Source organism: Labrys sp. ALF-8 (assembly GCF_059699065.1).
The window spans coordinates 72,214-84,761 of record NZ_AP048540.1; the positions used below are offsets into that span (position 1 = coordinate 72,214).

15 protein-coding genes are annotated in these 12,548 nt (G+C 60.8%); 12 read left to right on the forward strand and 3 right to left on the reverse strand.

Going from position 1 to position 12,548, the window contains the following annotated elements; genetic code table 11:
* Window positions 1-144: 144 nt before the first annotated feature.
* Genes AC6H34_RS30450 through AC6H34_RS30460 form a run of 3 tightly spaced genes read right to left on the reverse strand, consistent with a single transcriptional unit; the run spans window position 145 to window position 1,550 of the window.
* Window positions 145-705: a hypothetical protein gene (locus AC6H34_RS30450; protein ID WP_497541414.1), complete on the reverse strand. Its 561-nt coding sequence runs from the start codon at window positions 703-705 to the stop codon at window positions 145-147.
* 49 nt (window positions 706-754) lie between these two features.
* Window positions 755-1,021 (reverse strand): hypothetical protein, encoded by a 267-nt coding sequence (locus tag AC6H34_RS30455; protein WP_497541415.1) that lies wholly within the window; start codon window positions 1,019-1,021, stop codon window positions 755-757.
* Between the two features lie 25 nt (window positions 1,022-1,046).
* A complete protein-coding gene (locus AC6H34_RS30460) occupies window positions 1,047-1,550 on the reverse strand; it encodes a hypothetical protein (RefSeq protein WP_497541416.1) in 504 nt (167 codons plus the stop codon).
* A 297-nt stretch (window positions 1,551-1,847) separates the two neighbouring features.
* On the opposite strand from AC6H34_RS30460, the gene AC6H34_RS30465 reads away from it, so the two are divergent.
* The 12 genes from AC6H34_RS30465 (at window position 1,848) to virB11 (ending at window position 12,547) form a co-directional block, all read left to right on the forward strand.
* Window positions 1,848-2,687 (forward strand): lytic transglycosylase domain-containing protein, encoded by an 840-nt coding sequence (locus tag AC6H34_RS30465; RefSeq protein ID WP_497541417.1) that lies wholly within the window; start codon window positions 1,848-1,850, stop codon window positions 2,685-2,687.
* A gap of 6 nt (window positions 2,688-2,693) precedes the next feature.
* Window positions 2,694-3,020 carry a TrbC/VirB2 family protein gene (locus tag AC6H34_RS30470; RefSeq protein ID WP_497541418.1) on the forward strand — a complete coding sequence of 109 codons (327 nt, stop codon included), beginning with the start codon at window positions 2,694-2,696 and terminating at the stop codon, window positions 3,018-3,020.
* A gap of 27 nt (window positions 3,021-3,047) precedes the next feature.
* Window positions 3,048-3,347: a VirB3 family type IV secretion system protein gene (locus AC6H34_RS30475; RefSeq protein ID WP_497541419.1), complete on the forward strand. Its 300-nt coding sequence runs from the start codon at window positions 3,048-3,050 to the stop codon at window positions 3,345-3,347.
* 15 nt (window positions 3,348-3,362) lie between these two features.
* Window positions 3,363-5,783 (forward strand): VirB4 family type IV secretion/conjugal transfer ATPase, encoded by a 2,421-nt coding sequence (locus AC6H34_RS30480; protein WP_497541420.1) that lies wholly within the window; start codon window positions 3,363-3,365, stop codon window positions 5,781-5,783.
* A gap of 1 nt (window position 5,784) precedes the next feature.
* Entirely contained in the window at window positions 5,785-6,627 is an 843-nt protein-coding gene (locus AC6H34_RS30485) for a hypothetical protein (protein ID WP_497541421.1), read from the forward strand.
* Window positions 6,628-6,740: 113 nt separating this feature from the next.
* On the forward strand, window positions 6,741-7,466 hold the full coding sequence (locus AC6H34_RS30490) for a type IV secretion system protein (protein WP_497541422.1): 726 nt from the start codon (window positions 6,741-6,743) through the stop codon (window positions 7,464-7,466).
* The gene (locus AC6H34_RS30495) at window positions 7,466-7,630 is read left to right on the forward strand and encodes a hypothetical protein (RefSeq protein ID WP_497541423.1); all 165 of its coding nucleotides are present in this window, start codon (window positions 7,466-7,468) and stop codon (window positions 7,628-7,630) included. Before AC6H34_RS30490 ends, AC6H34_RS30495 begins: the two co-directional genes overlap by 1 nt.
* A gap of 56 nt (window positions 7,631-7,686) precedes the next feature.
* Window positions 7,687-8,709: a TrbL/VirB6 family protein gene (locus tag AC6H34_RS30500; RefSeq protein WP_497541424.1), complete on the forward strand. Its 1,023-nt coding sequence runs from the start codon at window positions 7,687-7,689 to the stop codon at window positions 8,707-8,709.
* Window positions 8,710-8,761: 52 nt separating this feature from the next.
* On the forward strand, window positions 8,762-9,478 hold the full coding sequence (locus AC6H34_RS30505) for a VirB8 family type IV secretion system protein (RefSeq protein ID WP_497541501.1): 717 nt from the start codon (window positions 8,762-8,764) through the stop codon (window positions 9,476-9,478).
* On the forward strand, window positions 9,475-10,233 hold the full coding sequence (gene virB9 / locus AC6H34_RS30510; protein ID WP_497541425.1) for a P-type conjugative transfer protein VirB9: 759 nt from the start codon (window positions 9,475-9,477) through the stop codon (window positions 10,231-10,233). Before AC6H34_RS30505 ends, virB9 begins: the two co-directional genes overlap by 4 nt.
* 24 nt (window positions 10,234-10,257) lie before the next feature.
* Window positions 10,258-11,586 (forward strand): type IV secretion system protein VirB10, encoded by a 1,329-nt coding sequence (gene virB10, locus AC6H34_RS30515; protein WP_497541426.1) that lies wholly within the window; start codon window positions 10,258-10,260, stop codon window positions 11,584-11,586.
* A gap of 13 nt (window positions 11,587-11,599) precedes the next feature.
* The gene (gene virB11, locus AC6H34_RS30520) at window positions 11,600-12,547 is read left to right on the forward strand and encodes a P-type DNA transfer ATPase VirB11 (RefSeq protein ID WP_497541427.1); all 948 of its coding nucleotides are present in this window, start codon (window positions 11,600-11,602) and stop codon (window positions 12,545-12,547) included.
* Window position 12,548 lies beyond the last annotated feature (1 nt).

The window sequence follows — 12,548 nt, forward strand, 5'->3', positions numbered from 1 at the left end:
TTCCGAGCTCGTGCGGAACAGCGGGTGTGCAAGCGGTCCCGAGGCGTCGCGGGGAACCGGCTGCAGGCGCGGCGAAGCGCGCCGAAGCTGGGCGGACGCCTCTTGACCGTGCGCTGATGGGCGGAGCCCTAAGGGTACTGCCTGTCATTGCGGCAGGCTCTGATAGAGACCGATATTCTTGCCGCATCCTGGCACGGGTTCGTGCCCGATGAGCGTGCCGATCCGGATCGCCCTATGCGCAATGTCGTAGGAGGCAAAAGTGCCAAGCCCGGTCGGGTCCGAGGACGGCTGCTGCATCTCCAGGAAGCAGGCCTTGAATCCGGTCGTCACTGTCTTGTTGCCGCCCTCGTAGATGGCAAGCTTCAACGGGCAGAGCTTGACCGTTATGCCAGCGGGACCGGCGAGGCTTTTCACCGAGCATCCGGACGTGGTGTTCAGCATCGAAACGACCGCGATCTTTTCAGGGCTGCGCACGACGAAATGGGCCTCGATCGCGGGAGCGTGGCGACCCTGGTAACTGAGGTCGCCCTGAGCGACATAGGAAGAGTCGTTCTGGGCAATCTCTTCGGCCCAAAGCTGCGAGTAGGCGGCGGTACTGGAAGTGGCGGTCGAGAGGTCTGCGTAGACGACAGAGTGCCACTGCGACCCGTCGGCAGGCGCGGCAGGCGCCTGTGTGAGTTGGGCGTTGGCCGCACCCTGCGTCATCGAGACTGCCAAACCTGCGAGGAGAAAGCGCTTCAGTAGCATTGGCAGATCACTTGCCGGTACGGAATGCGCGAACGAAGGAGCGCGCGACCCGCGCGATCAGAAGGACGCAGAACCCGACCGCCGCGGTGACTGTTGCTGCGATGGCGCCGATCGCCGCCAAAAAATGAACCCAGCCGGCAGTCGGCAGGAGGCCATTGTGAATCCAGCCGAGCGCCAGCATTCCCAATGCGACAAAGGCGAAGAGAAGGGCGAAAAGCCAGAAGCCAGCCTCGCCCAGGGCCTCGTTCTGCGTCTTTACTCGGATGACTGGCATGCATGCCTCCTCTTGCGCACGGCGATCAGGGGTTGATGGCGAACCAGATGGTCTGCTGAACGCCGTTGTTGGAGATGACGACGTTGTAGGGCTTGTCGCGGGTCGGACGGGGCGTCGTGGAAACACTCGTGGTGGATACCGAGTCCTTGCCGATCCCCCGCGTGGTCGTCACGCGACCGCAAAGGTTGCCGTTGGCGCTCGCTACCCAGCTGCTGCCTCCACCGTCCTTAGAGCTATCCCTGACCATGGAGCCCGCCTGGGTCCCCGCTGGGCAGTTTTCATAGGGAACGTGATTGAGGCCGCCAACCTGATTGGCCTCGGCACAAATCGGCCATGGCTCGCCGTGTTCCAGGTCACGATAAAGCTTCGCCATCACAGGCACGCAATAGGCTGATGACGTTGCGCCAAGGCAAAGAAGAACCTTGCAGCCAAAGGAAGCGTCCGCGGCCCTTACGGGCGTTGGCATTACCGCCCCGGCAATCATTCCGGCACACAGGATCACGGCTGCGGCGTTCTCTTTCACGGCCATTTATATACCCTCTATTTTCTCGTTGACTAACATTGAACACGCGGCTCTCATTGCCGCAAGCCCCGCGCTATCTGTTATCTTTTGCATATTTATGCGCCTTTTTGCTCAAACTGAGCACGGGTAGGTGCATTTTGGTCACATTCCCCACCGGAAGTGGTTTACGAAAAATAATAACTAGACCTAAACCATATTCACTATTAGTAATTTCTTCAAACGATAATTCGCGGCGGTGAATGCCCCTGCCGAGTCCCCCCGGGGGGCGTGGGCAAGTCGGGTCGGGCACTGTGGGAAATTGCAATGAAGCTGGGTTCGCATCACGCCATAAAACTCGCTTTGACATGCTCGATTGCTGTCACGAGCATTCCCGGTTTCGCGTTGGCGAACGATTCCGTGACGCTACCTGCAGTAAAGGTGACCGTAAGCGCCACAAACAATACTCCCTCGCAGCCCTCGGCCGCTACGACATCTGGAAGCGTGACGGGTTTGGAAGGGGCGGCGGCCGTGGAGCCCAAACCCGCACCCACTGAAGCGGAGGGCAGGGTGGACCTGCCTCGCTGCAAGGATGGAGAGGTGCCTCGGGAGAAGATCGCGGAGATGATCCGTGTCGAGGCGAGCCGACAAGGGGCTGACGCTAAACTCGCCCTGGCGATAGCCCACCAAGAATCGGACTACGGCCAGAAGAACAACTCGGAGGCCGGCGCACGCGGACCGATGCAGTTGCTCGCGTCGACAGCCGCGAGCTACCAGGTCACCGATATCTGCAACGCCGAGCAGAACATTCGAGGCGGAATCGCCTTTCTCAAAGATCTCAATGTCGAGTTCGGCGGGAACATCTACTTGCAGCTGGCGGCCTACAATGCGGGATCGAAGCGGGTCTACGCTTCGCGCGGCGTGCCGCCCATTCGCGAGACCGTGAATTACGTAGCGGTCGTGGCGAACGAATATTTCGACTTCGACAACGCCCTGCAGCGCTCCCGAAAGGGCAGGAGCGCGAAGGCCGCCATTGCGTCGGCCGACAGCGACATCACCGGATCCACCAATGCGGAAGGCCGGGGAATTCTCCCGGTCAATGCACCACGGGCTACCCCACCAGCCGTCAACCAATGGATTGGCGGCGTCCTTAACCTTGGAGAATAACCAGGAATGACGACTATGAACCCGCGTGTCACGCACGCGTTGATGATCGCAGCATTCGGTGCGTTTGTCCTGATCGGGAACGCCGACAGCGCGTTCGCGGCTGGCGATCTGTTCCAGCCGGTCAACACGATGGCCTCGCAGATCCTGCAGTTTCTGACTGGCACCTTCGCCACGACCGTCGCCACGATCATGGTAGCGGTCTGCGGCTACACCGCGTTTCGCGGCATGGTTCCCTGGGGCATGGCGATCTCGATCATCGTCGGCATCGTCTTCATCTTCGGCGGCGCTCAAATCGTGAGCGCGTTGAGCAGCGGCGCCGGTAGCGGAGGCTGACACGGGACAAGGTCGCTGGGCAAGCCAATGGCATACCAACCCGACAAGCCGATTGAGATTGCACCTCTCATTCTGCCCCTCACCAGGCCGACACTCGTGCTCGGCGTGCCGCGCGGCGCCTTCATTCTTGAGGGCGTCGTCGTCGCCATGGCGTTCCTGCAATCACATAACATCTTCATGTTGTTCCTGTTTTTGCCGCTCCACGCCATCCTTTACGTCTTTACGATCCGCGATCCGCGGTTCGTCGACATCTTTGCTGTGAAAGTGAAGAAGTGCTTGCCGGTCCGGAACAAAGGGTTCTGGGGCGGAAATTCCTATTCGCCTTGATCCGGACGGTGCCCAGTGGCCCTTGCCAAAACAGTTCGCTCTTCAATGATCTACGGCGTCGAAGCCGGCCGAGAGAAGCCCGTCGCGAACCAGGTGCCGTATACGCGCCATGTCGACGAGCGGACCGTTCGCACCAAGGACGGCATGCTGATGCAGGTCGTCAAGATCGAGGGATTTTGCCACGATACGGCAGATCAATCCGCGATCGACCAAAAGGCGGCCGTCCGGAATACTCTCATCAAAAGTCTCGGCGACAGCCGGTTTGCGATCTACGCCCACATTGTGCGCCGGCGGATCGAGCCGGTGGCGCCGGGTACTTTCGACAATGAGTTCTGCCGCCAGCTGAACGAACGCTATATGGCGGGGCTGCGCGATAAGCGCCTCTACGTCAACGACCTTTATCTGACCCTGATCCGCAAGGGCTACCACGGAAAGGTCGGCTGGGCCGACCAGGTGCTTCGCACTTTCCGCAAATCGGCAGGCGTATCCGCCGAGATGATGGAACGTGAAGCCCTGATGGAGCTCAATCAGCAGGTCGCGAATTTCACGCGCGACATGTCGGCCATGGGCGCCCGGACCCTTTCGGTCGTGAACGATGCCAACGGCTTCAAGCGATCGGAGGTGGTGGAATTCCTCGAGCTGTTCTTCAATGGCGGCGTGCCGGAGAAGATGCTGCTGCCCAGGATGGGGCTGGACGAGTATCTGCCCACCCGCCGCATTACATTTGGCAAGCGCGAGCTGGAGCTGCGCGGATCCTCTCCCGAGAGCACGCGGTTTGCGGCGCTCCTCGGCATTCGGGAATTCACCGATCGGACCTTCAGCGGCGTCTTCGATGAGCTCCTGAAGATCGACGGGGAGTTCATCGCGAGCCAGTCCTTCGCCCTGTCGGATCGTTCTGAATCCCTGACGCACATCAACATGGTGGAATTGCAGCTCAACACCTCCGACGAGCGAGGGACCGAACTGCTGGACCAGGTGATGACCGCCAAGAACGAAATTGTCAGCGGGCGCGCGGTCAACGGTCGGTATCACTTCACGGTCATGGCCCTCGGCAATACCCGGAAGGCCATGGAAGCCTGCATGTCAGAGCTCGTGAAGGCGATCCAGAACCAGGGGATCGTGACGGTTCGAGAGGACCTGAACCTGGAAGCAGCCTTTTGGGCGCAGATGCCTTGCAATTTCGAGTTTATTGCACGCAACCCTATCATTTCCTCGGCCAATTTCGTCGGCTTCGCGTCCTTCCATAATTATGCGGTCGGCAAGCGGGACGGAAACCACTGGGGGCCGGCGATCTCGTTGCTGCTCAGCAAGAGCAAGACCCCCTACTATTTCAACTTCCACGTCAATCAGGTCGGAAACTTCACCGTTGTCGGGCCCACCGGTTCGGGAAAGACGGTCGCCTTGTCGTTTCTGATGGCACAGGCGATGCGAGTCCGGCCGGAGCCGGCCTGCGCTTTCTTTGACAAGGACCGTGGTGCGGAGGTCTTCATCCGGGCGCTCGGCGGCCAGTACGAGGTGCTGGCGCCGGGCGAGCCGACAGGCTTCAACCCATTGCAGGTTGACGACACGCCGGCCGATCGGGACTTCGTGCTTCAGCTGATGCGCCTGTTGCTGCGGCCTCGGGGCACGGCGGAGCTCACTGTCGAGCAGGAGAAAATTATCGAGGACGCGGTGGAACAGACTTTCCGCGTTCCGAAGATGCAGCGCAAATTCCACGAGTTTGGCTACCTCCTGCAGGGCAGCGAGCGGCAGGGGCATGACGACCTCAAGTCCCGTTTCGACGTTTGGCTGAAGCAGCGCGGCTGGCTGTTCAACAACGAGGTCGACCGCTTCGATTCCAACAAGGCGATCATCGGGTTCGATCTGACAAAGATCCTCGATGACGACGATATTCGTTCGGCTGCCTTGGGTTACATCTTTCATCGGATCGAAGGCATGCTGGATGGGGTCCGCCCGTTCATGATGTTCATCGACGAAGGCTGGAAGATCCTGAACGACGAGCGGTTCTCGTGGTTCCTGAACGACAAGCTGAAGACGATCCGCAAGCTCAAGGGCCTGGTGGGCTTTGGCACGCAATCGGCGGCGGACATCGTGCGTTCGAAGATGTCGCGCACGATCATCGAGCAATCCACGACGAACCTGTTCTTCCCCAACCCCAAGGCTGATGAGCTCAGCTATCAGGACGAGGGCTTTGCGGTGACAGACGCCGAGATGGAGTTCATCCGCTCGACCCCGCCGGAAGCGAGACAATTCCTGATCCGGCACAACAATGACGCCGTGATCGCCACGCTGGATCTCTCCCACATGCTGGACTTTGTGAAAGTCCTTTCCGGCACGCCGGAGCGCGTCATGGAGTGTGCCGAGCTGCGCGCGAAGTACGGCGACGAACCTCAAAATTGGCTGCCGTATTTCTGCGGCTGGAAGAAGGAGGAGTGACGTGAGACTATTTTGCATTGTCGCTGCAATGTTGATGGGCCTGATCGCCGCGCCGGCCTTCGCCCAGGTGCCGACGACCGATGCCGAGCGCCTGACCCAGGAAACGGGTATCGCGAACTGCATGCAGAAGGCGCGGGAAGCGAGTGAGCAAACCGTGTCCCCGACCAAGGGGATACAGGGCAGCGTCGCAACGCCGGGAAGTGCGGGGCCGGCCGCGCAGATCGGTTCATCCGATGTCACCGGCAGTTCCTTCGCCAATATCGGAGCGCAGGGCGGTGCGGGTGGCGGCAACTGGATCGGCGACGGTACGTCGGGATCCGCGGTCTATGCCGGCTCGGCGACAATCGGTGGACAGGACCTCACGCCGTTGTTCCAGGTGGCCAATTCGATTGGTTCGCTCAAGGGCAACAACTTCGGCCAGGTTCTCGCTGCTACCGCCGCTATCGCCAACGCTTTGCAGCAGAACAAGGGAACGCTCGAAGGCTTCGCCTCCCAGATAGGATCTGCAAATGGAATCCAGGCGGGCTTCGATCAGAATTCGGCCGTCCGCGTCGGCTCGGCCGCGATCTGGAATCAGGCCGTGCAGGTCGGAAACACAACCCTGATGATCCGAAACCAACAGCTGGAGGAGCAGACCGCTGTAACGAGTGCGACCCAAAAGGCCATGGAGTTTGACGCCAGCAAAGCGGCCTTCGTGAAGGTCACGGCCCAAAAGGCGGACAACTCGATTGTTCAGACACAGGGTACGACGACCTACGACGCGGTCGCCCAGGCCCTGGACCAGCTTCAGAGCACAGCGGGGGCGCCGACAGTCACTGCAACCGGCTCGATCAACGGCCAATAGGGCGGTTCGGAATGAAGCTGCTCCGAACCCTCTTGCCACGAAACACCGCTGAGGCCCAAGCGGCCGCAGTCATCTTCCCCGGCCCGATCAACGGACAAAATAGGAGTTCAGAAATGAAGCTCATCCGTATCTTCTCTTTGGCGTTGGCGATCCTGGGCGGCAGCGCCGTCGCGCATGCCCAGGTCCCGGTCATCGACAGCGAAACACTGTCGCAGGCGACCCAGACTGCCTCCAACACGGCCCAGATTATGGGCACTAACCAGCAGATCATGGAAACCGTGCAGAAGACCCTGGCGGCTGTGACCGGCAATCGAACGACGGGCAACCTGGCGACCGCCGCACTCGGCAGCGGGTTCTCGATGGGCGGCGCTCCGGATCTGAGCAGTCTGCTCGGCGGTGGGCAGATGTCCTGGGGCAATCTGGGGTCGCTTGCGAACTCGGCGACCACGATCCTGAACGGCCTCAACCTGGTGAAATCGCTGAGCGGCAGCACGAATACCGCCAACCTGTCCGGCACGGACAAGGCCTATATGGGCGCAGTCAACACGGTAGCGGCTCTCACCAGCATGGTGCAGGGAACGCAGACCAGTGCCACCGCCCGTACCCAAGCCTTCACGTCAGCTGCCAGCCAGATCGGGACGGCTACCGATATCAAGGGCTCGATCGACCAGAACAGCCAACTTCAGGTGCAGACGGGGCAAACGATCAATGAGTTGATCGGGGTGACGAACACCACGAACGCAGCGTTGAATGCTCAGCAGCAGGTCGAACTGGCTGCACAGGCGAGGGCGGCGACCTTCATGGTCTACGATCCGGCCAAGGCGGCGTTCGTTCACTGATGGCCCGCACCTTCCTCAAGCTGCTCGTCGGCATCGCGATCCTGGCCCTCTCGGCGTGCGCGCACGCCGAACTCACAGCGCCTTGCTCGGCCAAAGCCAACTTCTGGTCCGGAGCGGCCTTCGCTTCGAGCCGCGACTGCGGGCCGATGCGCCCGGTTAATTGAACGGACGGCTCGCCCCGCGGGCGGGGCGAGCCAAGCTCGATAGGTGGAGATCGGCCATGTCAACGACAACGGATATCTTTGGCGCCTTGTTTGGCCGCATCGACAGTTTGGGCACGGGCATGGTCCAGACCATGTACACCGCATTTGCCACCGCTTTGGCCCCCGTCTTCTGGTCCGGCGCCACCGTCTTCGTGGTGTGGTGGGGCTACGAAATGCTGATCGGAAAGGTCGGCCTGACAGGCGGAACGTTTTTGTGGCGCGTCGGTCGTCTTGCGATCATCTATACCATGGCGACGTCGTGGGCGACCTTCAGCCCCCTCGTCGCGGATGTCCTGATCAAGGCGCCGAATGATGTGGCGACCGTGATCTGTCAGGGCACAGGCTCCTCGGATTGCGGCTCGGATACCAGTTCCATGTCGCAAGCGCTGAGCGACATGCTCGCCACGGCGACGAACGCCTCGAAGAACATCACACAGGCAGGCGGTTGGACGGGGGTCGGCTTGATGATCCTCGGCGCAGCGGTGCTGATCATCGTCGGGTTTCTGCTGTGCGTCGCGGCCGGGCTGCTCATTCTCGGCAAGGTGGCGCTATTTTTGATGTTGGCGTCCGCACCGATCTTCATTTGCCTGGCGCTGTTTCAGTTCACGTCGGGCATGTTCACCGGTTGGATGGCAGCGCTTTTTCAATACGGTCTTGTGATCCCCGTCGTCGTCTACGGGATCCTTGGCGTGATGATGATCGTGTTGAAGGACACGATGGGCGTGCTGGCCGCGCAGATCTCGAGCAACGAGACCATCGACCTGACTCTGGTCATTCCGTTCGTGTTGATGTGCGCCACCGCCACCTATCTCCTCTTCCAGGCGCCCACAATCTCGGCCGGTATCGCTGGCGGAGCTCGCCTCGAGGCGGGGCGCATGCTGGGGCATATGGGGCTTGCCGGGAAAGCCGCCGTCGCGCTCGGTGCGTTAGGGGCGTCCACTGGGTACCAGGGCGCTAGAGCAGGGGTAGCAGCTGCCGGCCGAGCCTGGGCCGGGCGTAACGCCACGCTCGAAGCAGCCCTCAAAGCCGCTCGCTCTTAAAACATAGATATTTTCGGGGGTCTTTATGACGAATGAGACGGCGCAAGCCGCGATGGTGGATTCGGCCGCCCAACTGGATCCGCGATACTATAGGGACGGGGAGGCGTGGGATAAGTCGACCCATCGCCTCACCCGGGCTCGTGCTGCGTTTTGGCGGACACTCGCCATATTCCTGGGGTTGCTGCTGGTGCTGGCCATCGGTGCGATTTTGCTGATGATTCCGTTGCAGAGAACGGAAGTCGTCACGCTCGAAGTCGACAAGAGCACCGGCTACCTGCAGGTCATGCGCCCGTTGAGCGAGAGCGGCGCGCTGACCCAGAACGAGGCCGTGACGACGAGCAACATCGTTCAATTCATCCGCGCACGAGAAACCTACGATCCCAAGGGCCTGAGAGATAATTTCGATAAGGCGTCACTGTTCTCGACGGGAAAGGCCACGCAGGACCTGGTGGCATCTTTCTCGCCCGGCAACGTTCAAAATCCCCAGCGGCTCTACGGATCGGACACCACCGTCAGCGTGGCGATCAAGTCCGTGAGTTTCCTGAACGAGAGGACCGCTTCGGTGCGCTTCTCGACAACGCAGAGCTCTCCAACGCAAACCCAGACCTTTGATTGGGTTGCGAACGTGCGGTTCAAATACACCTCGACACCGATCCGGATGGATTGGCGGTTCGACAATCCGCTGGGTTTCCAGGTGTTCGAGTATCGCCGAGATCAGGAAAAGATCACGCCGACTGTCGCGGCCCCGACCGAGGGAGTGCAGCAGTGAAGCTAGTCAGGGTTCTGATCGGCCTCCTCGTGGCCCTGGCGCCGCTTTCCGCCCACGCCGAAAGCACCCCAGCGGCCGTGAAGGCGGATCCCCGCATCAAGACGGTCAGCTATCAGAAAGACAACATCATCTCATTGCTGACGATGATGGGCGTTTCGACGATGATCGAGTTCGGGGACGATGAACGCATAGCGACCGTCACTATGGGCGATACCGTCGCCTGGCAGGCGACGCCGGACCAGACGCATCGCTATCTTTTCATCAAGCCCCTGGAGCCAAACGCCGTCACCAACATGAACGTCGTCACGTCGCAGCGGGTCTACAACTTCATGCTGCACGGAGCCGCGCCCGGCGATACGAGGCGGGCGGTGATCAAGCTGCGCTTCAACTTTCCCGAGCAGATCTCGGACGCGAAGCTGATGTCGCAGGCCAAGGACATGGTCAGCACGCCCAATATCAAGGCTGCCTTGGAGCATCCTGAACAGCTGAACTACGCCTATGGCTACAAGGGAAGCCCGGAAAACAAGCCGCTCGCGATCTTCGACGACTCTGTGAAAACGTTCTTTCAGTTTGCCAAGGGCGCCGAGATCCCGGCGATCTTCGCGGTAAAGAGCGACCGAAGCGAAACCCTGATCAATTATCGGCGCGAGGGCGACTACATCGTCATCGACAAGGTCGCAGCGCAGTGGACGCTGCGCAATGGTCCGGTCGCTACCTGCGTTTTCAATCAGAAGGCCAGCGCGGCGTCGCAATAGCGGCGCGGCCGGAGAGGCATCATCATGTCAAATTCAGACTTTGAATCGGAAGCGCGCTTCAACGAGTCGGTCGCCGCACCTACACCCAAGCGTGCAGGGCCTTTGGCGACGGTGTTGCTGGTAGGGACCTGTCTTGCCGCGATCGGTGTCGGCGTCTACGTCCAGTTTTTCCGGGAGCCCTCGAAGAAGGCGGAACAGCAGGAAGAATTCAACACCGCCCAATCCGCCCCAGGGCTCTCTTTCGACTTCCCGGCCGCCAAGCCCGACAATCGTCTCGTGTTGACACCTCCACCTCCACCAGCGCCGCCAGCGCCGCCCGTGGTGGTGCCGCCCCCGATCGAAGCCACCGCGATTCCGACCGTCGAGGCCTCACCGCCCGCGGTGGACCAGGATGAGCTCAAGCGCAAAGCTGCGGAAGAGGCAGCGCGTCTTGCGCGATTGCGCTCCCCGATGATCATGGTTGACGGGCAGGCCGCCGTGCAGGCCACGCCGTCAGCAGCAGGAACGTCGAATGCCACCGGGGCGCAAGACTATAAGGAGGACGATCCCAATCGCCAGTTCGCCAGCGGGATCGGCAGTCAGTCGGTGCAGGTCTCGGTGGCAACCCAAAACCTGCGGACCGATGCTCTGATTCCGCAAGGCACGCTCATTCGCGGCGTGCTTGAAACAGCCATGCAATCCGATCTGCCGGGCATGGTGCGCGCCATCACGTCTCAGGACACCTGGTCGTTCGACGGTCGGCGCATCCTGTTGCCGAAGGGCACGATGCTCACGGGTACATACAAGTCGGGTCTCTCACAGGGCCAGACCCGTGTTCTCGTGATCTGGACCCGCGCTTTGCGCTCGGATGGGACCTCCGTGGATCTGGGATCGTATGGGACGGATGACCTCGGACGTTCGGGCCTGACTGGCGAAGTGGACAACCACTATCTGCAGCGCTTCGGAGCCGCCGGCGCTCTTTCCATCATCGGCGGTGTGAGTTCGTTCATTGCGGGTCTGACGCCGGGCGGGCAACAGCGATCAACAAGCTCCAACAGCGGATCCAGCACGGCGCAAGAGGGCACCTCGCAAGCGCAGCAGACCATCAGCCAGACGATGTCCGACATGGCGAATACCGCGCTGAAGAGCTCGGTCAACATCCCTCCCACTCTCAATATCGACCAGGGCACGCAGATCATCGTCTTCATTCAGCGTGATCTCGATTTTTCGGCGCTTTACCCCAACCCATTGAAGGAAGCTCTGAATGAACTACGTCGTCCCAAAAGAGCAGCCCAACCGAACAATGTGGGAGGGGCTGGATACGTATCTCAGGCTTGCTGCGGGTCCAATTCGACAGTGGTTAGAAAGCCCTGACGTCATCGAAATCATGTGCAATCGGCCGGGCGAGATCTGGATCGAAGCCAGAGGCGAGCCGCACATGGTTCGCTACGAGGTGCCGGAGCTAACCAGGCAAGCGATTGTCACGTTGGCGACGGCTGTCGCCGGCCGAAGCAACCAGAACGTGAACTCGGAAACCCCGCTATTGTCGGCCGCGATGCCGAACGGCGAGCGATTCCAGGCGATCCTCTCGCCCACCTCCCCTGATGGAGGGGCTTTCTCGATCAGAAAGCAGGTCATCAATGACCTTTCCTTGAAGGACTATCGACTGATGGGCGGCCTGGATCACGTCAGGGTGTCGGGCCCCCGCCATGTCGATGATTTCTATATTTCGGACCTCGACCAGAAGCTGATCGAGATGCTGAAGGATCCTTCACCGGAAGCGCGCGAGGAATGGCTCCGCTTCGCCATTGTGAATCGCGTGACCATGCTGATCAGCGGAGGTACCTCCACGGGCAAGACGACGGTGCTGAACGCGCTCTTGAAGGAAGTGCCGGCGACCGAGCGCATCTTCACGATCGAAGATACCCGCGAGCTCAACCCCCCGCAGCCAAACAAGGTGCATACGGTCGCCTCCAAGGGCGGGCAGGGCAGGGCGAGGGTGACCATCCAGGACTGCCTGGAGTCGGCCCTGCGCATGAGACCGGACCGGATCTTCATGGGCGAAATCCGCGGTGCCGAAGCATTCTCATTCCTGCAGGCCGTGAACACGGGTCATCCGGGCAGCATGTCGACGCTTCACGCCGATAATCCTCGCGGCGCCTATGAGCGCGCAGCCATGGCGACGATGCAGGCCAATCTTGGGCTGGGCAAGGAGGAACTGCTCGACTTCGTGCGCCTGGTCGTTCCCGTCGTCGTTCAAATCGCAAGGGATCCGAACACCGGCAAACGCGCCGTCTCGGAAATCTATTTCAACAAGTGGCAGGGACAGGTTTAGC

Coding starts and splice junctions, on each gene's coding strand:
- AC6H34_RS30465 (WP_497541417.1), top strand. CDS start 1,848: ATGAAGCTGGGTTCGCATCACGCCATAAAACTCGCTTTGACATGCTCG.
- virB10 (WP_497541426.1), top strand. CDS start 10,258: ATGTCAAATTCAGACTTTGAATCGGAAGCGCGCTTCAACGAGTCGGTC.
- AC6H34_RS30495 (WP_497541423.1), top strand. CDS start 7,466: ATGGCCCGCACCTTCCTCAAGCTGCTCGTCGGCATCGCGATCCTGGCC.
- AC6H34_RS30455 (WP_497541415.1), bottom strand. CDS start 1,021: ATGCCAGTCATCCGAGTAAAGACGCAGAACGAGGCCCTGGGCGAGGCT.
- AC6H34_RS30460 (WP_497541416.1), bottom strand. CDS start 1,550: ATGGCCGTGAAAGAGAACGCCGCAGCCGTGATCCTGTGTGCCGGAATG.
- AC6H34_RS30490 (WP_497541422.1), top strand. CDS start 6,741: ATGAAGCTCATCCGTATCTTCTCTTTGGCGTTGGCGATCCTGGGCGGC.
- virB11 (WP_497541427.1), top strand. CDS start 11,600: ATGTGCAATCGGCCGGGCGAGATCTGGATCGAAGCCAGAGGCGAGCCG.
- AC6H34_RS30470 (WP_497541418.1), top strand. CDS start 2,694: ATGACGACTATGAACCCGCGTGTCACGCACGCGTTGATGATCGCAGCA.
- AC6H34_RS30500 (WP_497541424.1), top strand. CDS start 7,687: ATGTCAACGACAACGGATATCTTTGGCGCCTTGTTTGGCCGCATCGAC.
- AC6H34_RS30505 (WP_497541501.1), top strand. CDS start 8,762: ATGGTGGATTCGGCCGCCCAACTGGATCCGCGATACTATAGGGACGGG.
- AC6H34_RS30475 (WP_497541419.1), top strand. CDS start 3,048: ATGGCATACCAACCCGACAAGCCGATTGAGATTGCACCTCTCATTCTG.
- AC6H34_RS30450 (WP_497541414.1), bottom strand. CDS start 705: ATGACGCAGGGTGCGGCCAACGCCCAACTCACACAGGCGCCTGCCGCG.